Genomic DNA, 22134 nt, shown 5'->3' with positions numbered 1-22134 from the left:
GGTCCGACCCGCCGCCAGGAAGGATCGATCTCGTGGCTGAACCCGACGAAGGCGGAAGGCCGCCGCACCGCCGGATGGCACCAGCGCCCGCGACGCTGCGTTCACAGTAGGATGCACGGCGAGGAGGCTCGGATGTCGAGAGCTTCCGGCGAGCAGCAGGCAACCCCATTTCAGTCGGAGTGCATCGCATCCATGCCGATCCAGGTCACCGCCGAAGAGACGATCTCCATCGGAGCGTCCGCCGTTGTCGAGGGGCCCGCGCCCGAGGGACGTTGCGTTGCCGTCTTTGAAGACGACGGCGACACGGGCTATTTCTATGCGGTCGACCCGTCCGCCGGAGGCAACCCGATCCAGGATGCCGTCCACATCTACAACGTGGCGAACGTGGCGGATCGGGACGCACCTTCGGTCGTCCAGATCGGCTGGTCCGCCGATTCGAGGAAAGTCGTTCTGCTCATCAACGGCCACCCGCACGCCGTCTTCGACTTCGAGTCGAAGCGGGGCTTTTGCAGGACGGGATTCCCGCCACCGTCCGGGGAGGGACCCTGGTCCGTGGGGGGCCATCGGTGGGACGACGCGGCGCTGCAGCTGTTCGTGTGACGGGGCCGTTCGATCATGTCCACGAGCGATCAACCGGAGAAGCTGCAGGAGGTGCTCCGTTCTGCGGCGCAAAGCATGTTCCCGGCCGAAGACGATGACGGTTCGATCGATGTGAATTCCAGAAGCCTTGACGGCGACACACCGCTGCACGTGTTCGTCTGGCGAGGTGACGTGGCGTCGGCGAGGGTGCTTGTCGAAGCTGCGGCCGACGTGAATGCCGCGGGCGACATGGGTGAAACACCGCTGCATGTCGCGCTGAATCAGCAGAACGAAGCGCTGGTCCGCCTGTTCGTGGAGGCGGGGGCGCGCACGACGATCCGCTCCGGATTCGGCGAGACGGCTCAAGACATTGCACAGCGAGTCGGCGGGATCTTCGCCAAGCTCGTTCCCGTTCGCCGTGGAGAGCGCCAGAACAGAAGATGAGCAAAGCACGAACCATCCTCGCGTACGAGCTGACCGGCCAGGACGATGACTCGTACATGCTGGGCGAAGAGACCTTCGAGCCGGCATCGGCCCCAGGGGATTGGCGCTTCGGACGTGAAGGGCTTCCGCATCCGGCCACCTGCACCGCGTGTGGCGGGAAGATCGATGCCGGCTACGTGAATCCGCACTACCGGGTGAAGAAGCGGCGAAGGGATCTCACGGCGACGTACGACGGGTACCTCCTGGCTTCGGTGCGCCTGTGCGAGGTCCTGAAAGAGAGCGGTGCCGACGCCGCCGATTTCGTGGCGCTGCCGGCTGACCCGGGGTACTTCTGGCTCCGTCCGACGGCCGTGCTGAGCTACTCGGTGAGGAGTGCCTGCGGCGCTGCGATTCATGTGGGCAGTTCGCGGATGCCGTGGTGCCGGTGCCGCTGTTCCTGGCGCAGCTGGCCCAGCCGCTGTCACCCGGGGTGTACCGCTCCAGCATGGAGTTCGGCTCGGTGCCCCTGAAATCGTTCGGCGTTGTCGTGGGTGAAAGCACCGGCGCAGCGCTTGAATCGGCCGCGCTCAAAGGGGTGGAACTGGGGCCGCTCCATGCCACCGCGTGACCCGTCGGTCGAGCGGACGGGGCCAGTGGACCCCGCCCGCTTCACTCCTCCGCTCCTGTCATCGTGAGGTATCCCATGCGTTTCTCCATCGCTGTCCCGCTCGCTGCACTGGCCGTCGCTTCGTCGGCAACCGCCGCGGCCGCCGCGCCGTGCCAGGAGCCCGAACTGGAGTCGGTGGCCAGCGACGACCCGGAGTGCCACTTCTACAAGGGAACCAGGCATTTCCGGGAGAAGGACTATCAGGCAGCCTTGCAGGAATGGCTCGCCGTCATGGAGGCCAAGGAACTGCCGAAGGAGCTCGAGTACCTGCGACTCAACGCCCAGAACAACCTGGGCTACCTCTACTACATGGGGCTGGGTGTCCGGAAGAACACGGAGCTCGCGATCCAGCAGTACTGGCTGCCGGCTGAGAAGGCCGGCCACGAAGAGGCGGCCTATCACCTGTGCCACGCGTATGCCGAAGAGAATCGGAACGTCGCGCTGGGCTATTGCCGGGAGGCACTTCGCCGCTATGGCAGGCTCGGCGAGACCGACGAGGGCGATGCCGCAGTGGTCGCCCAGTTGCGCCGCTACATTTCGCACCTGGAGGGGAGGTGATGCCTGCCCCGTCCATCGACATGCCCACACGGACATCCCCATGAGCGAGATCTACCTCAGCACCGATGTCGAGACCGATGGCCCGATCCCCGGCCCTCACTCCATGTTGAGCTTCGGTTCCGCCGCCTACACCTCGGACAAGCAGCTCGTCTCGACTTTCTCCGCCAACCTGGAAACGCTGGAGGGGGCCGCCCCTCATCCCAAGACGGCCGAGTGGTGGGCGACACAGCCCGCGGCATGGGCTGCATGCAGGAAAGACCTGCAGAACCCCGAAAGCGCCATGCGGGCCTATGTCGACTGGATCAAGTCGCTCAAAGGGAAGCCCGTGTTCGTCGCCTATCCCGCAGGCTTCGACTTCCTCTTCGTCTACTGGTATCTCATGCGCTTCGTGGGCGAGAGCCCCTTCAGCCATTCGGCACTGGACATGAAGTCGTATGCGATGGCGGTCATGAAGACCGAGTATCGCGAGAGCACCAAGCGCAACATGCCGAAGCAATGGTTCGACAAGTTTCCCCACACGCACGTCGCACTCGATGATGCGATCGAACAGGGGGCGCTGTTCTGCAACATGCTCAAGGCGAATCAGTCGAAGAGCGGTGCCTGGTCCGAAACTCCGCCGCATTCGAGCCGATGACCTGCGGCGCCGCTCATCCCGAACGTCAGACCTCGACAGAACATGCCAAACAAGCCCCCCAAGCTCATCGCCATCGATCACGACGACTACCACGCGGAGTTCGTCGGAAAGACCGTCGACGGTCGCCAGTTTTTCTTGACGACCCCATTCGAGCCCGCCATCGGAGATAAGGCCGGAGAGGAGTTCGTCGCGCTGTATCTGTTTGACAAGAAGGGCGCGCTCTTGGAAGCACGGATCGACAGCCTCGGGCCTCGGGACTCGATGGATGAAGCCGCGCGACAGCAACTCCACGAGCGACGCCTGTCCGAGATCGAGCCGGTGAAGTCTCAGCGGATCAAGATCGCGCCGTTCTCGGTCGAGAAATTCGGCACCGTCTTCGGCCTGGTCCTCCGGACACCCGAGGACGAAGACGATGACTGGGCGGTGGAGGCTCAGCCGGGAAACTACATGGCATTCTTCGAGCCTTGGGACAGCGGCGAGTACGACACCTGATGGGCGCGGGAGATCCGGCCCATCCATCGATCGGTCGCCCAGAAGCCTTGGGCTTCGGGGTCTCGTTCATGTGAAACGACAGGCATCGCAATGGGCACGACATTTCGCTTCATGGAAGATCCAGCCGCTTCATCCAGCGTGCTCGGCTGGTTTCGAAACCTCGAGGCTCCGCCCAGAGAGGTGAAATCGGAGAGGGGACTCACGCTGCATTTCCAGGAAGCTGGTCCCGTGAACTTCAACGCAGACGGTCGAGTCGACGCGAAGGCGTCTCCAGTTGCCAGCATCTTTCTTCCGCGCATTCGACGCGGAGCGCTGTGGACCGTCGGCGAGGTGCATTTCCTCGCCACGCCGTTGCGGGAGCGATTCCCGGCGGTTCACAAGATCAGTACCGCATTCTCGAAGTGGCTTTCCACGCAGGAGTGCGTCTACAGCAACAAGCGCAAGATCAACCCGTTCTCGTACTACCTCGAGGGCTCTGTCCAGAACCACGATCCGGAAGTTTTCGCGTTCGAATCCGCGCTGAGCGCGTTGAACGCGGGGCAATACTTCGTGACCGAAGACGATACGGAGTTCCGGCTGGATGCCATCTGCAAGATGCTGGGCCTCAGAGGCGTCGAGTGCCGCGATTCATGACGCTTCCGCCGAACCGGGGCACCATGGCCTTCGGCTCATGTCCACATCTCATCTCGAACATCGGGCGTTCAACATGGAAGCATGGTGGGGGCTGGTGGTTCACCTGATGGCTTCCGGGAAGCACGGTGAAGCCATTCTTGTGACGCAGCGCGCAGCGGAAGCCGGGAGTGTCGCCGCACGGGTTCGGCTCGCGATGTTCGGCGAAGAGGCTGGAGTTTCTGATGGGGAGGCTGGGCGGATCGTGGAGGCCGCGGAGCGAATCGCAGGTGATGACGTCACGTTGCATTGGGCATTGCGAGGCGCGCATGAACTTCTTCTTGGGGAATGTGACTACGAGGAGAAGTCTCGGCGGGTTCTTCGGCACTTGGAGGCGTATGCCGTCCTGTCTGAAGACGTGCAGGCTGTCTTCGCTGTCGCAATGAACTACTTGGCGGGGCGAATCGGTGTTCCTGGTGACCATGCGGTCGCACTCGACTGGCTCTACTGCGCGGCCGCGCTGGGCCACGAGCGTGCTCAAGAAATGGTCTCGTGGCATGTGGCTCCCGGCGCTTCGATCGAGCGGAACCATCCCGGCGCACTCCGCCGTTCACGCCGTACGTGAGACTCCATGCCCGTCGATTCGATGAAAGCCGAGTTGTGTGCCTTGTTCACTGCGACGCTGCCAGCGGACCTGGCCGGTCGGTTCTCGGAACTGCTCGGCTTCAAGCCGAGTCGGTGGAGCAAGCTCGACCCGTGGCGGGTGTGGCATTACCTGGACCACCCCACGGTGTCCGAGTGGAATGGGAGTGCGCAGGAACTGCTGGCGGCGGTGAAGTTCGCCGCTCACGCTGAGTCCGAGGTGACCGTTCTGCGCTGCGGTCATGAACGGCCAGGTCTTTCGCGGCAGAGGCTTCAAGACGCACTGCTCGGGGAATTGGCTGTGTTCGAGGGCTTCGTTTCCGTTGTGCCGGGGCGCCTCGGGCTTGCGATCAACCACGATGGAGGTTGGTGTGTACTGTCGAATGGAACGCGGGTGCCTGAAGCGCATTGACCATGTATACCGTGAATCGAGAGGATCCTGAATCGCCGGTGGCTGCGAGCCTGATGGACGCGCTCTCGGAGACACTCGCCAGAATCACCGGTGACAGCGGAAAGTCATCCTTCGATCCAGGTGACGTTCGGGGGGAGAGGGCACGCTTTGTTGTCGCACGCACGACTGCAGGGGTACCCGCGGGCTGTGGTGCGTTCCGCCCGCTCGAGGCGTCCGTTGCGGAGGTCAAGCGCATGTACGCGGTGCCGGGCATGTCGGGTGCGGGGAGTGCCGTACTGGCCCACTTGGAGGCCGAGGCGCAGGCGCTGGGCTATTCCGAGCTGTGGTTGGAAACGCGTCTCGTGAACGTGCGCGCAGTCGCGTTCTATGAGAGGAACGGCTACGCTCGTATTTCAAACTTCGGAAAGTATGTGGGCAACATCGAAGCTGCTTGCTTTGCCAAGTTGCTCTCTGCCGCAGGTGTCTGACCTGCACGTGGAACGCACGCGACCGATCAGCCGCTGCCACTGCGATTCCGTCGCTCATTTCAAGATGTCGGGTGTCCATTCAATGCTCCAACTCGTCGTTCCCTCCGAGCAGTATCTGCCCAGCTATGCAGCGGCACTCCGCCGCGGCTGGTCGCCGAACAACGAGCGCGGTGCGGCCGCGGCGCTCGAAGAGCTCGCCCAGATCGAAACCGATCCTGCCGCCTTTGTCGCGTCCCTCGATGACATGGACGGGCGCGGCGCTCCCGTCAAGATGCCCGATGGATCGATGGTGCCCCGCCTGCCGGGTTTCAGGCGCTGGATGTGGGACGGGGAGGTCGTCGGAAGCATCGGCTTCCGATGGAAGCGCGGGACGGTCGAGCTTCCGCCCTATTGCCTGGGCCACATCGGGTACTCCGTTGCCCCATGGATGCGGCGGCGGGGCCATGCCACGTCGGCGCTCCTGAGCATGTTGGACGAAGCTCGCAGACTGGGACTTCCCTACGTGGAGATCACGGCGGACGTGGACAACCTGCCTTCGCAGAAAGTCATCCTGGCCGCAGGTGGAGCCCTTCATGAGCGGTTCGACAAGCCGCCGCAGTTCGGCGGCAAGCCCTGCCTGCGCTTTCGGATTGCCTTGGCATCGTGACACGCACCCTTTCGTCGATCGGACGCGTTGTGCCTTAGAGTAGAGCCCGAACAAGAACGAACGCAGCACCTGGGGAGGTCGCATGGTCGAAGGCAGTTCGCATCGGCACAGAGCCGGGTGGTCCGAAGCGGTTCGCGTGGGACGCCGGGGGGGCGACCACCGGTCCATGGCGCGTCCCCGGGCACGCCTTCTCGTGTCGCTCATGGCGTTGGCCATGCACAGCGCGCACGCCGCGGACGAGGGGTTCTCCGGCGCATGGTCGATCGACCTGCGCACGCCCGCGCAACGCGCGCAGCGTGCCGGGTGTGGAGAAGCCTCGTTCGTCCTCGAGCAGACGGGCCGCCGGATCACCGGCGCTCACACCATGGCGACCGCCGGTTGCGGTCGGATCAACGAAGGCGGCGAAGGCTCGGTCCACGGGGAAGTGGACGGAGACCACGCGCTGCTGTTCGTCACGAGCGGCCGGACCGGGACCGTGGTCAAAGGTCGTGCGACGCTGAAGGGCGGTGGGCTTGACTGGGAGACTTCCGAAGAAGTCCGGGCAGGGGCGCCCATGGGCGATTCGCCGCTCATTCTCGGCAAGGGCTTCCTTGCACGCGTGCGAAAGTAGCCGTGCGGAAAGTGCTCCCGGGCACTCATCGGCAACCGGCAGGATCAGCGAGTCATCACATCAAGAACAGAAGGGGGAGCTCATGGAATCGATCGTCATCGCGGTGGTCATCTACACCGTGTTCGTCGTCTTTCCGTTCAAGCTGGCGGCGGGCTGGCTGGATGCCGATCGCAACGATTGGGTGTCATGTTTCTTCGCCGTGCTCATCGCGGGTGTCCTGGGCGGTGGCGTCTCGGGTGTGTTCGGGGGCGGCCTGACGATGGCGTTCTTCGGAAAAACACAAGGCCTGCTGTCGCTGGCGATCGTCGCCCTGGTGTCCGGCCTCACGAATCGCTTCGTGTTGGGAACGACGTTTGTTCGGGGTGTCTTCATCACCGCGATCGGTGCCTTGCTGATCCCGGGCATTCTCGTGGCGGGTCTGTTCGTCGCCTCGAAGCTCGTGCTGGGCTGACACCATGGGCGCTGCATCGGGCTCCGGGCTCACCGTGATCAAGGTTCTGGCCGTGGCCGCCGTGTTCGGCGCGCTCCTGGGAGCGAAGACGGTGGCGGAAGCGAACTTCTCGCTGCAGGCCACCGTGTTGGCGAAACGGCATCTGCAGACGGGTCGCACCGCGGAAACGGACCCATCGTTCGCAGAGGCCCTCGCCGTCCTGGCGCTGGTCGCAACCGAACGGGAAGTGCCCGGGTCGCTGCAGCAGAGCGAACAGGCGGCAAGAACAACGCGCCTTTGGGGCTGTCTGCTCCTGGGCGTTTCAATCACCGGTCTTCTCGGCCTCGCCTGGCTCCATGTCCGGAGGGGCGCCGCCGGATCGACCGCGCGCCGCCGCAGAAGCGTGTCTGCCAACGAATGACCCCATGCAGGGAATGAACCCATGACAACCCAAGGCAAGCAGATCGAGAAGTTCAGCAAGTTCCTCAGCCTCGTGCTGCGGCATGCGCCGGAGACCATCGGGCTCACCCTCGACGGCTCGGGGTGGGCGAACGTCGATGAACTGATTTCGCTGGCGAACGCTCACGGACAGGCGCTGAGCCGGGCTCTCGTCGAGGAGATCGTGGAGACCAGCGACAAGAAGCGCTTCGCCTTGAGCGCCGATCGCTCGCGCATTCGAGCCAACCAGGGCCACTCCGTCGAGGTCGACCTCGGGCTGGAGGCGAAGGAGCCACCCGACATCCTGTTCCATGGCACGGCAGACCGGTTCCTCGCATCGATCCTGTCGACCGGCGTCAACTCGCAGTCGCGGCAGCACGTGCATCTGTCTTCCAGCGTCGAGGTGGCGCGCTCGGTAGGCGCGCGCCATGGCCGGCCGGTCATCCTCGTGGTGGATGCCAAGGGCATGCAGCGCGACGGGCATCGCTTCCACCTTTCGGAGAACGGCGTGTGGCTGACCTCGGCCGTGCCGCCTCGGTACATGCGGACGCTGGGCGAGGGCGGGCATGCGGCCTGACCCCTTCGTTGCCCGCCGGATCGGTCCCCCGTGACCATGTCGTAGAGTCGATGCCTGAGCAGGACCGAAGGCAGTACCCTACCTTGAACATCAGGGCTCGCAGTGGAAGAATTCGATCGCAAGGTTCGCCAGGACATCGAGACCTACGGTTGCTCGGTGCTGCACATCGCCGCGGAAGGTGATCTTCCGCCGTTCGCCTACTCCGTCGGCATCACGAAGAGTGCTTCGGCTCCCGAAGTGGTGGTCATCGGACTCAAGCAACCGATGGCCCACTTCGTCGTGAACGAATACAACCGGAGGGTCCGAGCCGGTGAGCCCGTCTTGCCCGGCAGGATGCATTCGGGCTTCGTCCAGGGGTTCGACCTCGCGGCCGAGAAGGTGGATCCATCGTTCTACGAAGAGTACTTCGGCTACAACCTCTGGTTCAACGAGGGGCCGTCCTTCGAGGTCGTGCAGCTCGTCTACCCCAACACGTCGGGTGTCTGGCCCTGGCAGCCGGAAGCGAGCGCCTGGTTCAAGTCATGGCAACCCATCCTCACGTCCAACCCCGCCTTTTCCATGAAGCCCACACTGGCCACACGCAAGCCCGTCGAAGACATGTCGGTCGAGGACCTGGAGACCTATCCCGTCTGGGAGTTCGCATGGGATGAAGAGGGCAGCGACGAGCAGGACGAGACCTGGGTTCGTCCGATCGACGAGGCCGTGATCCACGAGCGTTTTTCCCTCTGTGCCGGGGCCGCCGTCCGCCTGGCCAATGGCCTCGTCTATCCGGCGGTTCTCTTTGGTGAGGTGGGCGATTTCAATGGGGTCGCCCTGCTGACGCTCGAAGGGCGAGTCCTGTTCACCGTGGCGGATTCGAAGGCGGCAGTGAAGGCCACGCTGAAGCAGCTCGGTTTGCCGCATGCTGCCGTGTTCCCCATGGCATACAGCACCCGGGCGCCGCTTCGTGCAACGGGGCAGCCGGCGATGGGCACGTTCCAGGTCGCCGCGGCAACCTGACCCCTTCCACCCATCGGGCAGGCCGCCCATGTCGAACGCCAGGTGTTCGGAGCACTTCAGATGACCAGACGAACCAAGCCGTATCTGATCCGGGCGTCGATTCGTCCCGACGACGACACCGACGTGGACTACGACACCTGGCCGTTCAGCATCCCCGCCGTGCGGGAGATCGAGAGCATCGACTTCCATCCGAACGTCACCTTCCTGGTGGGTGAGAACGGCGCCGGCAAGTCGACGGTCATGGAAGGCATCGCCGTGGCCCTCGGCTTCGGACCGGAGGGCGGAACGAGGAACGTGCAGTTCCAGTCGGCGGGCGCCATCTCCGCCCTGCACGACCACCTGCGGCTGATCCGGGGCATTCCCAAACCACGCGACGAATACTTTCTCCGCGCCGAGAGCTTCTTCAACGTGGCGAGCTACATGGACGGGACGGGATACCTCGACAGCTACGGCGGAAAGTCGTTGCACTCGCAGTCCCACGGGGAGTCCTTCACGGCCGTGCTGCTGAACAAGCTGCGCGGCAACGGCATCTACCTGCTGGACGAACCGGAGGCGGCACTGTCACCCAATCGCCAGTTGGCCGCACTCAGTGCGATCCACCAGCTGGTCGAGGACCATTCCCAGTTCATCATCGCGACGCATTCGCCGATCCTGCTGTCGTATCCCCACGCGAAGATCTTCCTGCTGGACAAGACGGGGGTGACCGAAGTCGCATACGAGGACACCGAGCACTACGCCGTCACGCGGGACTTTCTCAATCACTACCCTCGGCGCCTCGAGCAGCTGCTGCAGGATGAGCCCGACATCTGAGCCCCGTCGCGCCCGGTCGCGGGCGAGTGAACTTGGGGAGTTGACCCTGTGGTGAAGGAGGACTGATGACACTGAAGAAGAAGGGCAAGTACTGGTACGGGACCACCCCGGAGGACACGCGGACCGAGGTCGGCCGATACAGCAAGCTCAATGCGCACGAGGCGGTGAAGTTCGCGGCATCCGCTTGTGCCTGCAACAACAGGACGTTCAAGCTCGAGACGGATGAGGACGAAGGTGTGGCCCGGCGAACCTGCACGGCCTGCGGGAGTCTTCACCTCATGGGCGATGGCGAGCAGTACGCCGATGGGGCGAATCTGGAGGCCCATGAATGCGTGTGCGGGGGCGAGGCGTTCGAGTTGCTGTCGGGCGTCGCCCTGTACGACGGCAGCAACGATGTGCGCTGGTACTACATCGGTTGCCACTGCTCGCGATGCCAGCTCACGGGGGTCTTCGCGGACTGGAAATGCGAAGCCGGCGATGCCGAGGCGTTTCTCGGCAACATCTGAACCCACACCCAGGTGACGACGACCATGTACCCATGCCCCTACTGCAACGAACCCGGTATCCATGGGCTGCACAAGTGGGCATCGAGCATCCGGACGCCCGCCGAATGCAGGAGGTGCGGCGGCCTCGTTGCCGTACCGGTCGTCAACGCGAGCGGCATCCTGGCTGCGAGCGCGCTGATGCTCACTGCGGGCGGCTTTCTTGCGGTGGCCCTCAAGTCGTCGGTGTGCTTCTGGCTGTTTACGGTGGCGGTCCTGGGGTTCTACGTGTGGCGCTGGCACTCGGCCCCGCTGACCAGGATCTCCGCAGGCCAGAGGGACTCGGCCCTGAAGCTGTCCTGGTCGGCCTCGTTGCTGGCACTCTTCGTCGGCCTCCTGTCCAGGTGAGCGTCGCGATCGTCATGAGCGGGAGTTCCCTGTCGATGGCGTAGAGTAGTGGCCCATCGGCAGCCGTTGCCGATTTCGGGGTGATTCCCTCTCCGGGGAGGTGCCATGAACGACGCCACACGCGAAGTACGAGGCCTGAGGCCCGACCGCGAAGTCCTGACCCGGCAGCGCCTGCCGTACTTCGTGGGCATCTCGGGCGACACGGTGGGTGCCACCGGCCTGTCGATGCACCTCGTCGTGATTTCGCCGGGCGCGCGGGCCGACCCGCACCTCCACGTCGGGTACGAGACGGGCATCTACGTGCTGGAAGGCAAGGTGCTCACGCGCTGGGGGCCGGCGCTGGAGAACGAGGTCGTCAGCGAGGCGGGTGACTTCCTCTTCGTGCCGCCCGGTGTGCCGCACGAAGCCATCAACCTCAGTGCCACGGCACCGGCACGGGCCGTGGTGGCGAGGAACCATCCCGCGGAGCAGGACCTGGTCGAGCCCTTCCTCCGGCCAGCCGGGCCGGCGGGTGCATGGCATGCCACCGATGCCTGATCGGCATCCTCTCGAAACGCCCGGATCGGCGTTGCGCCATGACTGCGGGAGGGGGGTCGGGTCAGGGCATCTCCTGCAGCGGCCAGACGTCGACGACCCCCTGCGCAACCGCGCAGGGCGACTTCGACACCTGGGCGATGGCTTCCTGCAGGTCCTTGGCGTCGATCACGGCGAACCCCGCGATCGGCAGGTCGCTGCGCAGGAAGGCACCCTGGGTCACCTGGACCCCGGCATCGTCGTGGTTTCTGACCTGCACCGGGGGGCCGGCGATGCCGATCAACGCGCCGCTGTCGCGCAGCCGGGCGTCCTGGGCGTGGGCTGCCGCGCGCACGGGCTCGGCCGTGCGCTGGTAGCCGGCCTCATCGCCATATCCGATCGTGATGAACTTCGCCATGTCGGCTCTCCTGTTCGAGGAACACGCCGTGCGTGGAGGCAATCGGCGCTCCCGTGCCGGCGATCCCGGACGCCCACTAAGATGACCCCATGGCACGTCCCCGGGCCGTCGAGGCGCGGGAACCAACACAGGCACGTGGACCCCAGGGAGCGATCGTGACGGTCAAGCGTATGGACAACATCGGCATCGTGGTGGCCGACCTCGAGGCGGCCATCGGCTTCTTCATCGAGCTGGGCCTCGAGCTCGAGGGGCGTGCCCCGATCGAAGGGGACTGGGCGGATGGGGTCACGGGCCTGAAGGACATGCGTGTGGAGATCGCGATGATGCGCACGCCGGATGGCCACGGACGCCTCGAACTCTCGCGTTTCCTCGCACCCCCTGTGGTGGCCGACCACCGCGTGGCGCCGGTGAACGCACTCGGCTACCTGCGTGTCATGTTCACCGTGCAGGACATCGACGAGACGCTGGCCCGGCTCCGGCAGCACGGCGCCACCCTGGTCGGCGACGTGGTCCAGTACGAAGACACGTATCGCCTCTGCTACATCCGCGGGCCGGAAGGAATCCTGATCGGGCTGGCCCAGGAACTCCCGGAGCGTGCCGCCCCATGACGTTGTTCTTCCGCACGGGGTGCAGGAACTGTGGCGATCCGACGTTCCGCGGGTTCTCAGCCTTCAGTCGCGGCCGATGCCTGCTGTGCGCGCTTCGGTGGCGGCACCGCACCTCGGAGCCGAAGGTCCCGGTGAACCCGGAGGCATGGTCCGAGTCGAGCAAACGCTCGCGGAGCTTCAGCGGCGAGCCGGGCCAGAGCTACACCAACGAGTACTACTGGTGCCGGCGGTGTGCGGCGCCCGCGGTGTTCACGGCGGAGCAGCAGCGCGATGCCTGCGAGGTCCGGAAACGGTCCATTCATCAACGACGGGTTCTCTGCGATCCCTGCTGGAAGGCGGATGCGGATCGCAAGGCGGAAGCCGTATCACGAGGTTCTCTCCCATGAGCATCCTTTCACCCAATGCCCGGCTCGTCACCGCCATCTTCGATGAAATCGCCAAGGGCAACGGCGTTCCCTTCTGGGAGTCGTGCCACGACGACCTGGTGTGGCGCACCATCGGGACCGGGTCCTGGAGCGGCGAGTTCGCCGGCAAGCAGACCGTGATCGACGAGGTGTTCCGCCCGCTGAACCGCGCCCTCGTCGAACGTGCCACCGTGCCCACCCGCGTGATCGATGGTGGCGACATCGTCGTCGTCCAGGCCCGGGGCCGGAACCTCACGCGCGACGGCCAGCGCTACGACAACGACTATGTCTTCGTGATCCACTTCCAGGACGGGAAGATCGTCCGGTACGAGGAGTACTGCGACACGGCGCTGATCGAGCGCGTGCTGCCCGATCGCATCGCGGCGAAGTCGATGCCGAAGGCGGGCTGAACGGCCAACGCGCTCCTCACCTCCACGCATCACATGAAAAAGCTGCTCGCTTCCGTCTTTGGCTCGAAAGCCCCCGCCGAGAAGGCACGGCCGACGCCGAAGAGACCGGTCCTCATCGAGGCGCCGAAGAGGGACGATCTCCGCGAACTCGCCCTGCAGGTGATGCATGCGGAGGAGCTCTCCCGCGCCGCTGGCGGGGTCGGCAAGCTGGCCGGCGAGCTGCACGACCTGCGGTCGATCCAGAAGGTCCTGGATTCGAGGCAGGTCGAGCCGGAGGCGACCTACTCGCTTCAGTCGCTCGGGGTCGCCTTCGGCCGGGTCTTCGTCCGGAACAACGCGGGCTACGACTGGTGCATGGTGGACGACGAGTACGGGCGAGTCGCCGCGATCCGCTACAAGGAGACCTCCATCCGCGTGTTCCCGAAAACGATGATCTCCAAGCGGGTGGAGGCGGGCGAGAGCGTCGATGTCGAGTCGCTCTATGACGTGATGCAGAGCCAGCTCGAGTCGATCCGGCGAGAGATCGACGCGGACGCGTGATCCGATGGCCTTCGACATGTTCCTGGGCGAGGGTGGGCGCGACGGCATCGGCCACCACGAGGAGTTCATCTTTCCCCTGGCCCAGGGCGACGAGGCGCGGTATCCCGAGCTGGTGGCACTCGCGCGCGAGTTCCACGACGACCCTCGGATCTCCGCGGCCCGGGCGAACCGCCTCGTGCATGAGCTGATCGAGCTGCTTGTCTCGAACGGTGGCGCGGGCAACAAGCCATTGGCCACCGTGGTGCTGCGGCTCGCGGCATTCTTCGGCGCGGCGCATCGCACGGGTCAGGACATCCGGTGCCGCAGCGATTGACGAGGCCGCGGGCGCGGGTGCGTGCCCCAGGGGCAGGAAGGGCCGGTGCCCGAATGCCGCTAAGCTTCCGGCCACCGGACCACCCCAGGAGCACGCCATGCGACCTCTTCGGTTTTCCATCAACGTCACGCTGGACGGATGCTGCGACCACCTCGCGGGCACCGCGGACGAGGAGCGGCACCGCCACTTCGCCGACCGCCTCGCGCAGGCCGACGCGCTGCTGTTCGGCCGCGTCACCTACGGAATGATGGAGTCGGCGTGGCGGCGGCCGGCGTCGGGTGCGTGGCCCGACTGGATGAGCGACTGGATGAAGCCCTTCGCCGAGACGATCGACGCGGCGAAGAAGTACGTCGTGTCGAGCACCCTGGAGCGGGTCGACTGGAACTCGGAGCTGGTGCGCGGCGACCTGGGGACCGCGGTCCGGGCCCTCAAGCAGCAGCCGGGCAAGGGGCTGTTCGTCGGCGGCGTGACACTTCCGCTGGCGCTGGCCGAACTGGGCCTGATCGACGAATACGAGTTCGTGGTGACCCCCCGGCTGGCCGGCCACGGGCCGACGCCGTTCGCCGGCTTGTCGAAGTACCTGGACCTGAAGCTCGTGGGTCGCAAGGAGTTCGGCTCGGGGGCGGTGTCGTTGCGGTACGAACCCCAGTGACATCCACGCACCCACCCATGTCCGACGACCAGGAGTGTTCATGACCCGAGGGACCGACAAGCTCGACCGCATGATCGCCGGGACCCACGAACGGTCCCGCTGCGGAGAGTCCATGAACCTCCCGCTGGTGAACGCGTACCGTGCAGGCCATGTGCGGTGTTCCCACGTCATCGAGGGCCGCTTCGCCAACTCGAGCGGGGCCGTGTTCGGAGGCTACCTGTCCGCCTTGCTCGACGACGTCACCGCCCATGCGGCGATGACCCTGCTGCCGGACGACAAGGTCTGCTCGACCGCGGAGCTGTCGGTGAGCTACTTCCGGCCCTGCTTCCCGGAGGACGGGGCCGTGACCCTCGAGGCGGAGGTGGTCAACCAGAGCCGGCGCATGTACCACATCGAGGCCACGGTCCGGCGCCACGACGGCAAGCTCATCGCCAAGGCGCGTGCCGTCTATGCGATCTCCGAAGCCGGTGCCGCGGCACCGTGACGTGATACCCGCCATGTCCCTGAGTCCCCTGGAGATCGACGAACTGACCCGGCTCGAAGAGGCCATGTGGTCGGAAGCGAGCCGGTACGACGCGGCCTTCCAGGAACGGCGTTTCGCCGACGACTTCTTCGAGTTCGGCCGCTCGGGTCGGACCTACGCCCGAGCGCAAGCAATCCTTCCCGAAAGCGCGAGGGAGGTCATCCGCGCCCGCCTGCCGCTGGATGCGCTGGCGTTCCGTCGGCTGGACACGCACACCATCCAGGTGACCTACAACAGCCACGTCGAGTACGAGGGGGTCGTGGAGCATGCCCGACGGAGTTCGCTGTGGACGTGGACGGAAGGCGCGTGGGTCATGCGATTTCACCAGGGGACGCCGTATGAGCCGTGAGCGGACCCATGCCGTAAAGTAGCGGCCTGAACAAGAACCCAAACAGCACCTGGGGAGGTCGCATGGTCGAAGGTCGTTCTCACGCCCGCATGGGCACGTTCGAGGTGCCGCCGGCGGCCCTCGACGAGGTCGTCGCGCTCTTCCGCGACCGGGTCGTGCCCGCGTTCTCGCGGCACGACGGGTTCCTGGGCTACGAGGCCTTCACGGACCGCGACAGCGGCTGCTATGTGGGCCTGTCGTTCTGGGCGAGCCGCGAGGCCCTGGACGCCAGTGGTGACACGGCCCGCGAGGCCCGCGACGAGGCCGCGGCGCTCGGGGCCGTCACGGTGGGCACGCCACGCATCCTGGCGCTCGCGTTCGACTCGCGTTTGCCGCTCGCGGGGGGGGGCTGAGGTGGAACTCGAACCTCGCAGCCTCGGCATTCCGCTGCATCGCAAGGACCGGCTCGGGGTCGTCCTCGTGGCCGCGTGTGGGCTGGTGGCCCTGGGCGCGTGGTGGATCGATGCGCCTCTCGGCGTGGCCTTCCTCGCGACCTGCATCCTGGTGCTCCCGCCGATGTGCGTCGGGCTGCTGTCGACGCAGGCGTCCCGCCCGGCCGTTGCGTCGTCCTCCCGGCTCGGCCTGGTGGGGGTGGCGCTGTTCGTGGCCTATGCCGCGCTGAGCAAGTCCGTGCTGCTGCCGGCGTTGCTCCGGTGGCTGTCCGCGGTCTGAGGAGGGCACGATGCTTCGCGTTCGAACCCTGCCGAGACACCGTTCCATGCTGGACGTCCCCGCGTTCGCCTGTGCACTCGCCGGCGGCATCGTGTCCGTGGCGGCGTTCGCGCTCCTCGGCGACCGCCTTGTCGCCGTGGGCGTCTCGTCTCTCGCGCTCCTGCCTTTCGGCATCGTGCTGTGGCGCGCCGGGCCGCGTGAGCGCGACACGAAGGTGTGCCCCGAGTGCCGCTGCCCGTTGCCCCCGGCCCTGGAAAACAGCATCGAGGAGGGCGAGCCCATCCTTCACCATTGCCGGCCGTGCGGGATCCTGTGGTTCGCAGGATCGACGTCGTCGTGATCTCGGACCCACGCCCTTCGTCGAGAGGATTTACATGACCCATCGCTTCGACGGAGGCTCGCGTTGAGCCGGCCGGCCCCTGTGTCCCACGATCGCGTCCGCGAGTTCTTCGACGCGTTCGTCGAGGCGTTCCGGACCTTCGACGGCGGGGTCATCGCGTCGCGCTACCTGCCGCCATACCTGGCCTTCCACGCGCCCGGTTCGGTCCAGGTGTTCGCCACCGGCGCCGACATCGCCGCGTACTTCCAGCGCATCGTCACCGACTACCACGGGCGGGGCTGCCGGTCCTGCCGCTACGAGGACCTGGCGGTGGTGCCGCTCGGCCGGGACTGCGTGCTGGCCACGGTGACGTGGGAACTGCTCGCGCAAGACCGGTCGGTGATCAGCGTCTGGCGGGAGTCCTACAACCTGTGCCTCGTGGACGGTGGCTTGCGCGTGTTCGCGTCGACCGACCATGCCGAGTGATCGCCGCGCGGCCCCCTGCTCGAGGAGATGCGTTCGATGGTTTGCTTGATTCGTCCCCTGCGCGAAGCCGACAAGGCCGAGTGGCTGTCCCTTGCCGAGGGCTACAAGGCGTTCTACAACACGCCGCTGCCCGCCGGGAAATACGACGTGGCCTGGTCCCGCCTCCTGGCCGGTGACGGGGTGCACGGCCTCGGCGCGGAGTTCGAGGGCAGGTTGGTGGGCATCGCGCACTACCTGTTCCACACGAGCCCGTGGGCGGTCCGGGTGTGCTACCTGGAAGACCTGTTCGTTTCGCCGCCTGCCCGCGGAAAGGGGGCGGCTCGCGAACTGATCCACGCGGTGGGTGGTGCGGCGAAAGCGGCCGGAGCGACCCGCTGCTACTGGTCGACGCACGAGGACAATGCCGAGGCGCGGCGCCTGTACGACCAAGTCGCCAGGCATGCTGGATTCATCCGCTATGACTATGCGTTGAGGAACTCGGGCGAACCGGATCGGCCGCCCCCCCCGGGCCGCGTGAGCGATTCATGCCTTGGAGACTCCATGACCGAAGCTCGAACGACCTTGCCGGCGCAGTTCATGGTCATCGCCCGCACGCTGGCAGCCGAGGACCCTGGCGTCTCGATCGGGGCCGACGGGAAGAAGGGGTTCGGCGCGTCCGCACTCAAGGTGGGCGGCAAGATCTTCGCCATGGTGTCGTCCGACGGGGCCTTCGTGGTCAAGCTGCCGAAAGGGCGTGTCGACGAACTCGAGGCGGCGGGGCAGGGCCGACGTTTCGATCCGGGGCACGGCCGCCTCATGAAGGAATGGCTGGCGCTCGATCCAGGGTCTTCGCAGGACCGGCTCGCGCTGGCCCGGGAGGCGTTGCGGTTCGTGGGCGGCGCCCGATGAGGCCGCCCCTGCGCATGACGCCGGCCGTTCCCATCGACACGTCCCCACCGGCTGCCTATCATTCCGTTTCGAGTTCCAGGAGCACCCCGTGGTCTTCTTCAAGACGTTCGTCTTTTCCCTGCTTTCCGTGAGTTGCGCCCTGGCGGCCGCAGCCGATGCGCGCGAACGCAGCTTCATCAGCAAGGGCATGCACGAGGCGGAGGTGCTGAACCGCATCGGCAAACCCGACCACGAAGCCGTCATCCGGAGCGCACGGGGCCAGGAGGAAGAGAAGACGTGGTCGTACCTGCCCGACCCGAGGGATCCGCAGACGCTCACGATCATCACCTTCCATGCGGGAGTGGTCTCCAACATCGAGCGCAAGATCTCCCGCTGATCGGGCACACCCGAGGTTCCTCGGCCATGGATTCCATGCAGCAGCATCACCCCGTCCCATCCCACCTCGAAGCCTTCTGGCAGCGCTTCGCCGCGAGCCGCGGTGGCGTCGATCCGACGCGTTTCCACGAAGCTTTCGCCTTCGGCGACAGCGAACCTCTGGCGCGGGAACTGGCCGCCCTCGTGCTGCACGGCGCCAAGCGAGCTACCGCCGGATCGGTGTGGTCGTTCGAGCGCCGCGGCCTGCGCCTGCCCGCGCCCGGGGACCTGAGCATCGTCACCACGTGGTCGGGCGAACCGCTCTGCGTGATCGAGACGATCGAGGCGGTGGTGCGTCCGTTCGACGAGGTCCCGGCCGACTTCGCCGCGGCGGAAGCGGAGGGCGACGGTTCGCTGGCATCGTGGCGGGAGGGACATCGGCGGTACTTCACGCGCGAGTGCGAGCGAGGGGGACGCACGTTCAGCGAGGACATGCCCGTGCTGTGCGAACGGTTCGAGGTCGTCTACCGCGCCCCGGCTTCAGCTACGCTCGGTGCCTGACCAAGGCCCGACCCATCGCATGAAGCTCATCCCCATCCTGCCCGACCTGGTGGCCACGGCGCGCGTGGCCGGGTCCGAGTTCGTGACCGGCGTGTGCTCGTCCACCATGGCGATCTATCCGCCGGGCGGTCCCGTGATGCCCTGGATCGGCTACCTCGCGGAGGTCGACGGCGAGTGGGTCGGCAGCTGCGCGTTCAAGTCGCCGCCGGTGGACGGCGCCGTCGAGATCGCGTACTTCACGTTCCCAGGGCACGAGGGACGCGGCCACGCGGCACGCATGGCGCGGGAGCTCGTGGCCCTGGCCCGCGAGCACGGTGCGGCGCAGATCCGTGCGCAGACCCTGCCCGAGCCGAACGCCTCCACGCGCATCCTCGAGAAGCTCGGTTTCCGGTGGGCCGGCGCCACCATGCACCCCGAGGACGGCACGGTCTGGGAGTGGCAGCTGCCGTGATCGGGGCGCTCGAAGCGCGGGACGCGGCCGTGCTGCGTCCCGCGACCGATGCCGACGCACCGGCGGTCGCCGACGTGCTCATCGCCACGCGACGCGCCTTCATGCCGTACGCGCCGATGGCCCACGACCCAGCGGACGTGCGCCGGTGGGTGCGAGAAGTCCTCGTTCCCTCCGGCGGTGTCACGGTCGCCTGCGTGGCGGAGGCCGTGGCCGGGGTGCTGGCGACGTCGGAGTCGGACGGTAGCGCTTGGGTCGACCAGTTGTACGTGGCACCCGGATTCACGGGCCGGGGCATCGGCGCGACGCTGCTGGGCCATGCGATGGTGTCGTGTCGCCGGCCCTTGAGGCTCCATTGCTTCCAGGCCAACCTCGGCGCGCGGCGCTTCTACGAGCGGCACGGGTTCCGGGCCGTCGCGTTCACCGATGGTCAGGCGAACGAGGAGCGCTGCCCGGACGTGCTCTTCGAGTTTCGTTGAGCCCGACGAGGTTCCATTCACCACCATGCCTGTGCTTCTGATGTCCATCACGTTCTCCGGGGCTGAGGCGGGTCGGACACTTGCTGGCAATCCCGATGCCCCGGCTGCCCGCAAACCCGTAGAGTCGGCGCACATCGAGAGACCGTCAAGGAAGACACGAATGTCGGCAGGAGACTGGAAAGACCTCTACCAAGCGGCCACGTCGGGCAACCTGCCGCTCGTGCGCCATCACCTCGACGAGGGCGTGGACCCGAACTACCAGCATCCCGAGATCCTCTGCACCCCGCTGGTGGCCAGCCTGGTGAACGGGCACGACGACGTCGCCCGCCACCTGCTGGCGCATGGCGCGGACCCGGACCTGCTGTCGGAGATGGACAACCTCACGCCCCTGCAGGCCGCCCGGCGGCACGGCCGAGTCCCGCTCGTCGAGCTCCTGGAGGCCATGGGCGCGAAGGAACCGGCGCGGCCGTTCTGGCAGCGATGGTTCGGCGTTCGCGGGGAATCGATTTCAAGGTAGTCTCCGGGGTCGATCCCCAGGAGCCGCCATGACCATCGAAACCGAAGACGACGTCGTCGCGCTGCAGCGCATCGGCCGCATCGTGTCGTCCGTGCTGCACCGGATGCTGGACGCCGCCGAACCCGGCATGACGACGCGCGAACTGGATGCGCTCGGGGCACGGTGGCTGGCCGAACACGGGGCCCGGTCGGCACCGCAGCTCACGTACGACTTCCCCGGCGCCACCTGCATCAGCATCAACGAGGAGGCCGCGCACGGCATCCCGGGCGACCGCGTGATCCGTCCCGGTGACGTGCTGAACATCGACGTGTCCGCCGAACGGGACGGCTACTTCGCCGACACCGGCGGCACGCGGGTGGTGCCCCCAGGCAATCCGCAGAAGACACGCCTGTGCCACGCCACGCGCACGGCCCTCGAGGCGGCCATGAAAGGCGCCCGCGCGGGCCAGCCCCTCAACGGCATCGGCGCGGCCATCGAACGCACCGCGAAGACCTACGGTTTCAAGGTCATCGAGAACCTCGGCAGCCACGGCGTGGGCCGGGCGCTGCACGAGGAACCCGAGCACATCGCGGGGTACTTCGACCCGTCGGACCGCCGCGTGCTGCACGAGGGCATGGTGATCACCATCGAGCCTTTCCTGTCGACGAAGAGCCGCGTGGTGAACGAGGCGGCCGACGGATGGACGCTGGTGGGTGTGCCGGGCAACCTGTCGGCGCAGTACGAGCACACGATGATCATCACGAAGGGCGAGCCCATCGTGGTGACGAGGCCGTGACGCGTCTCTCCAGCATCCTTCACGTTCCGACGCCATGAACACCTCTCCTGAACAACGCCTTCGCGACCTCGGCCTGGAACTGCCCGCGGTGACGGCGCCGCGCGGCAACTTCCGCTCGTACGTCGTGTCCGGTTCGATGCTCTACCTCTCGGGAAAGGGCGCCCCCTTGCGCGAGGACGGCCCCCCGGTGCCGAAGGTCGGTCGGGAGGTCACGGTGGAACAGGCCCGGATCCACGCGCGGGACGTGGGCCTGTACCTGCTCGCCGGCATCAAGGACGCTCTGGGTGACCTCGACCGCGTGACCCGGGTCGTGAAGGTCTTCGGCATGGTCAACGCCCACCCCGACTTCACGGCCCATACCGAGGTGATCAACGGGTGTTCCGATCTCTTCGTGGCGGTGCTCGGCGAGAGGGGGGAACACGCCCGCTCCGCCATCGGTGTCGGGTCGTTGCCCAAGGGGTTCGCCGTCGAGATCGAGGCCGTGGTCGAGTTCTCGCCGTCGGCGCGATGAGCCAGCCCCCCGAACTGCTGCGTCGCCTGCTGCGTGCCAAGGACCGCATGGACGGTGCCCCCGACCAGGACTGGCCGGTGGCGCGGCTGGCCGAGGTGAGCGCCGTGTCGGAAGCCCATTTCGCGCGCGAGTTCAAGAAGGCCTTCGGCCTGCCGCCCCACCGCTACCTGCTGACCCGCCGCATCGAGCGCGCCGCCGCGCTGCTGCGTGACACGGACCTGCCCGTGATCGAGGTGGCGCTGCAGACCGGCTGGAACAGCATCGGCACCTTCGGGCGCATCTTCAAGGACATCACCGGGGCGAGCCCGGGGGACGTGCGAACGGTCGAGCGGGCGGCTCCGCCGGTGCGCGAGCACGTGCCCGAGTGTGTCGCGCGCGCCGCGGCCCGGCCCGACCTCAACACCGCAGTTTCGGAGAAGCGCCGGACGAAGCCCGCTGGCACAGTGGACTTCCCAACCAACTGAGGAGATTC

The 22134-nt window shown here is 66.4% G+C and carries 41 protein-coding genes; 40 read left to right on the top strand and 1 reads right to left on the bottom strand.

The window, feature by feature from the left end:
• The first annotated feature begins 192 nt into the window (after positions 1-192).
• From A4W93_RS21765 to A4W93_RS21675, 20 genes are all read left to right on the top strand, one after another.
• On the top strand, positions 193-600 hold the full coding sequence (locus A4W93_RS21765) for a DUF2251 domain-containing protein (RefSeq protein ID WP_085754279.1): 408 nt from the start codon (positions 193-195) through the stop codon (positions 598-600).
• Between the two features lie 15 nt (positions 601-615).
• On the top strand, positions 616-1023 hold the full coding sequence (locus A4W93_RS21760; RefSeq protein WP_218919159.1) for an ankyrin repeat domain-containing protein: 408 nt from the start codon (positions 616-618) through the stop codon (positions 1021-1023).
• Between the two features lie 418 nt (positions 1024-1441).
• Positions 1442-1630 (top strand): hypothetical protein, encoded by a 189-nt coding sequence (locus A4W93_RS21755; RefSeq protein WP_157131735.1) that lies wholly within the window; start codon positions 1442-1444, stop codon positions 1628-1630.
• A 75-nt stretch (positions 1631-1705) separates the two neighbouring features.
• The gene (locus tag A4W93_RS21750; protein WP_085752597.1) at positions 1706-2227 is read left to right on the top strand and encodes an SEL1-like repeat protein; all 522 of its coding nucleotides are present in this window, start codon (positions 1706-1708) and stop codon (positions 2225-2227) included.
• 40 nt (positions 2228-2267) lie between these two features.
• Positions 2268-2861: a 3'-5' exoribonuclease domain-containing protein gene (locus A4W93_RS21745; RefSeq protein WP_085752596.1), complete on the top strand. Its 594-nt coding sequence runs from the start codon at positions 2268-2270 to the stop codon at positions 2859-2861.
• A 42-nt stretch (positions 2862-2903) separates the two neighbouring features.
• Complete coding sequence (locus tag A4W93_RS21740) at positions 2904-3353, top strand: hypothetical protein (protein WP_085752595.1); 450 nt, start codon at positions 2904-2906, stop codon at positions 3351-3353.
• A 90-nt stretch (positions 3354-3443) separates the two neighbouring features.
• On the top strand, positions 3444-3986 hold the full coding sequence (locus A4W93_RS21735) for a hypothetical protein (protein ID WP_157131734.1): 543 nt from the start codon (positions 3444-3446) through the stop codon (positions 3984-3986).
• A 37-nt stretch (positions 3987-4023) separates the two neighbouring features.
• On the top strand, positions 4024-4587 hold the full coding sequence (locus A4W93_RS29825; RefSeq protein WP_157131733.1) for an SEL1-like repeat protein: 564 nt from the start codon (positions 4024-4026) through the stop codon (positions 4585-4587).
• Between the two features lie 6 nt (positions 4588-4593).
• Complete coding sequence (locus tag A4W93_RS21730; protein ID WP_085752593.1) at positions 4594-5016, top strand: hypothetical protein; 423 nt, start codon at positions 4594-4596, stop codon at positions 5014-5016.
• Between the two features lie 2 nt (positions 5017-5018).
• The gene (locus tag A4W93_RS21725; protein WP_085752592.1) at positions 5019-5483 is read left to right on the top strand and encodes a GNAT family N-acetyltransferase; all 465 of its coding nucleotides are present in this window, start codon (positions 5019-5021) and stop codon (positions 5481-5483) included.
• 82 nt (positions 5484-5565) lie between these two features.
• Complete coding sequence (locus tag A4W93_RS21720) at positions 5566-6129, top strand: GNAT family N-acetyltransferase (protein ID WP_085752591.1); 564 nt, start codon at positions 5566-5568, stop codon at positions 6127-6129.
• A gap of 202 nt (positions 6130-6331) precedes the next feature.
• Positions 6332-6739: a hypothetical protein gene (locus A4W93_RS21715; protein WP_157131732.1), complete on the top strand. Its 408-nt coding sequence runs from the start codon at positions 6332-6334 to the stop codon at positions 6737-6739.
• 82 nt (positions 6740-6821) lie between these two features.
• Positions 6822-7190 carry a hypothetical protein gene (locus tag A4W93_RS21710; RefSeq protein ID WP_085752589.1) on the top strand — a complete coding sequence of 123 codons (369 nt, stop codon included), beginning with the start codon at positions 6822-6824 and terminating at the stop codon, positions 7188-7190.
• Between the two features lie 4 nt (positions 7191-7194).
• Positions 7195-7590: a hypothetical protein gene (locus A4W93_RS21705; RefSeq protein ID WP_085752588.1), complete on the top strand. Its 396-nt coding sequence runs from the start codon at positions 7195-7197 to the stop codon at positions 7588-7590.
• Between the two features lie 21 nt (positions 7591-7611).
• Complete coding sequence (locus A4W93_RS21700; protein WP_085752587.1) at positions 7612-8184, top strand: RNA 2'-phosphotransferase; 573 nt, start codon at positions 7612-7614, stop codon at positions 8182-8184.
• A 102-nt stretch (positions 8185-8286) separates the two neighbouring features.
• Complete coding sequence (locus tag A4W93_RS21695) at positions 8287-9183, top strand: DUF4262 domain-containing protein (RefSeq protein ID WP_085752586.1); 897 nt, start codon at positions 8287-8289, stop codon at positions 9181-9183.
• Between the two features lie 60 nt (positions 9184-9243).
• Entirely contained in the window at positions 9244-9993 is a 750-nt protein-coding gene (locus tag A4W93_RS21690; protein WP_085752585.1) for an AAA family ATPase, read from the top strand.
• Between the two features lie 65 nt (positions 9994-10058).
• Positions 10059-10499 carry a hypothetical protein gene (locus A4W93_RS21685; RefSeq protein WP_085752584.1) on the top strand — a complete coding sequence of 147 codons (441 nt, stop codon included), beginning with the start codon at positions 10059-10061 and terminating at the stop codon, positions 10497-10499.
• Between the two features lie 12 nt (positions 10500-10511).
• Positions 10512-10883: a hypothetical protein gene (locus A4W93_RS21680; RefSeq protein ID WP_157131731.1), complete on the top strand. Its 372-nt coding sequence runs from the start codon at positions 10512-10514 to the stop codon at positions 10881-10883.
• A gap of 105 nt (positions 10884-10988) precedes the next feature.
• Positions 10989-11420: a cupin domain-containing protein gene (locus A4W93_RS21675; protein ID WP_085752582.1), complete on the top strand. Its 432-nt coding sequence runs from the start codon at positions 10989-10991 to the stop codon at positions 11418-11420.
• A 61-nt stretch (positions 11421-11481) separates the two neighbouring features.
• On the opposite strand, the gene A4W93_RS21670 is transcribed toward A4W93_RS21675, so the two are convergent.
• Positions 11482-11814 carry a YciI family protein gene (locus A4W93_RS21670; RefSeq protein WP_085752581.1) on the bottom strand — a complete coding sequence of 111 codons (333 nt, stop codon included), beginning with the start codon at positions 11812-11814 and terminating at the stop codon, positions 11482-11484.
• 155 nt (positions 11815-11969) lie between these two features.
• Between A4W93_RS21670 and A4W93_RS21665 the strand changes: the two genes are divergently transcribed.
• From A4W93_RS21665 to A4W93_RS21570, 20 genes are all read left to right on the top strand, one after another.
• A complete protein-coding gene (locus A4W93_RS21665) occupies positions 11970-12422 on the top strand; it encodes a VOC family protein (RefSeq protein WP_085752580.1) in 453 nt (150 codons plus the stop codon).
• Positions 12423-12804: 382 nt separating this feature from the next.
• Positions 12805-13236, top strand: coding sequence for a nuclear transport factor 2 family protein (locus A4W93_RS30130; RefSeq protein WP_157782211.1), 432 nt, complete (start codon positions 12805-12807; stop codon positions 13234-13236).
• A 33-nt stretch (positions 13237-13269) separates the two neighbouring features.
• Positions 13270-13776 (top strand): DUF3806 domain-containing protein, encoded by a 507-nt coding sequence (locus A4W93_RS21655; protein ID WP_237357597.1) that lies wholly within the window; start codon positions 13270-13272, stop codon positions 13774-13776.
• A gap of 4 nt (positions 13777-13780) precedes the next feature.
• Positions 13781-14089 carry a hypothetical protein gene (locus A4W93_RS21650; protein WP_085752578.1) on the top strand — a complete coding sequence of 103 codons (309 nt, stop codon included), beginning with the start codon at positions 13781-13783 and terminating at the stop codon, positions 14087-14089.
• Between the two features lie 97 nt (positions 14090-14186).
• The gene (locus tag A4W93_RS21645) at positions 14187-14741 is read left to right on the top strand and encodes a dihydrofolate reductase family protein (protein WP_085752577.1); all 555 of its coding nucleotides are present in this window, start codon (positions 14187-14189) and stop codon (positions 14739-14741) included.
• Positions 14742-14781: 40 nt separating this feature from the next.
• Positions 14782-15225, top strand: a complete 444-nt coding sequence (locus A4W93_RS21640; protein ID WP_085752576.1) for a PaaI family thioesterase — start codon at positions 14782-14784, stop codon at positions 15223-15225.
• A gap of 13 nt (positions 15226-15238) precedes the next feature.
• On the top strand, positions 15239-15613 hold the full coding sequence (locus A4W93_RS21635) for a nuclear transport factor 2 family protein (RefSeq protein ID WP_157782210.1): 375 nt from the start codon (positions 15239-15241) through the stop codon (positions 15611-15613).
• Positions 15614-15675: 62 nt separating this feature from the next.
• On the top strand, positions 15676-16005 hold the full coding sequence (locus tag A4W93_RS21630) for an antibiotic biosynthesis monooxygenase family protein (RefSeq protein ID WP_085752574.1): 330 nt from the start codon (positions 15676-15678) through the stop codon (positions 16003-16005).
• A gap of 1 nt (position 16006) precedes the next feature.
• Complete coding sequence (locus A4W93_RS21625; protein WP_085752573.1) at positions 16007-16324, top strand: hypothetical protein; 318 nt, start codon at positions 16007-16009, stop codon at positions 16322-16324.
• 46 nt (positions 16325-16370) lie between these two features.
• Positions 16371-16664 (top strand): hypothetical protein, encoded by a 294-nt coding sequence (locus A4W93_RS21620; protein WP_085752572.1) that lies wholly within the window; start codon positions 16371-16373, stop codon positions 16662-16664.
• Between the two features lie 81 nt (positions 16665-16745).
• Positions 16746-17129, top strand: coding sequence for a DUF6841 family protein (locus A4W93_RS21615; protein WP_099959958.1), 384 nt, complete (start codon positions 16746-16748; stop codon positions 17127-17129).
• A 45-nt stretch (positions 17130-17174) separates the two neighbouring features.
• The gene (locus A4W93_RS30240; RefSeq protein WP_237357596.1) at positions 17175-18017 is read left to right on the top strand and encodes a GNAT family N-acetyltransferase; all 843 of its coding nucleotides are present in this window, start codon (positions 17175-17177) and stop codon (positions 18015-18017) included.
• A gap of 88 nt (positions 18018-18105) precedes the next feature.
• Positions 18106-18393: a hypothetical protein gene (locus tag A4W93_RS21605; protein ID WP_085752569.1), complete on the top strand. Its 288-nt coding sequence runs from the start codon at positions 18106-18108 to the stop codon at positions 18391-18393.
• Positions 18394-18419: 26 nt separating this feature from the next.
• Entirely contained in the window at positions 18420-18932 is a 513-nt protein-coding gene (locus tag A4W93_RS21600) for an ASCH domain-containing protein (RefSeq protein WP_237357595.1), read from the top strand.
• A gap of 19 nt (positions 18933-18951) precedes the next feature.
• Complete coding sequence (locus A4W93_RS21595) at positions 18952-19383, top strand: GNAT family N-acetyltransferase (RefSeq protein WP_085752567.1); 432 nt, start codon at positions 18952-18954, stop codon at positions 19381-19383.
• Positions 19368-19859, top strand: coding sequence for a GNAT family N-acetyltransferase (locus tag A4W93_RS21590; RefSeq protein ID WP_218919158.1), 492 nt, complete (start codon positions 19368-19370; stop codon positions 19857-19859). The genes A4W93_RS21595 and A4W93_RS21590 overlap by 16 nt, the downstream gene beginning before the upstream one ends.
• Positions 19860-20019: 160 nt before the next feature.
• Positions 20020-20376 carry an ankyrin repeat domain-containing protein gene (locus tag A4W93_RS21585; RefSeq protein ID WP_085752566.1) on the top strand — a complete coding sequence of 119 codons (357 nt, stop codon included), beginning with the start codon at positions 20020-20022 and terminating at the stop codon, positions 20374-20376.
• Positions 20377-20404: 28 nt separating this feature from the next.
• A complete protein-coding gene (gene map / locus A4W93_RS21580) occupies positions 20405-21151 on the top strand; it encodes a type I methionyl aminopeptidase (protein ID WP_085752565.1) in 747 nt (248 codons plus the stop codon).
• 34 nt (positions 21152-21185) lie between these two features.
• Positions 21186-21662: a RidA family protein gene (locus A4W93_RS21575; RefSeq protein ID WP_085752564.1), complete on the top strand. Its 477-nt coding sequence runs from the start codon at positions 21186-21188 to the stop codon at positions 21660-21662.
• Positions 21659-22126 carry a helix-turn-helix transcriptional regulator gene (locus A4W93_RS21570; protein WP_085752563.1) on the top strand — a complete coding sequence of 156 codons (468 nt, stop codon included), beginning with the start codon at positions 21659-21661 and terminating at the stop codon, positions 22124-22126. Before A4W93_RS21575 ends, A4W93_RS21570 begins: the two co-directional genes overlap by 4 nt.
• Positions 22127-22134 lie beyond the last annotated feature (8 nt).

Origin of the sequence: Piscinibacter gummiphilus (assembly GCF_002116905.1) — a bacterium.
In the GTDB taxonomy this organism is placed as follows: Bacteria; Pseudomonadota; Gammaproteobacteria; order Burkholderiales; family Burkholderiaceae_C; genus Rhizobacter; species Rhizobacter gummiphilus.
The sequence above is the reverse complement of the archived record's forward strand: the minus strand, read 5'-3'. Positions and strand labels throughout refer to the sequence as shown.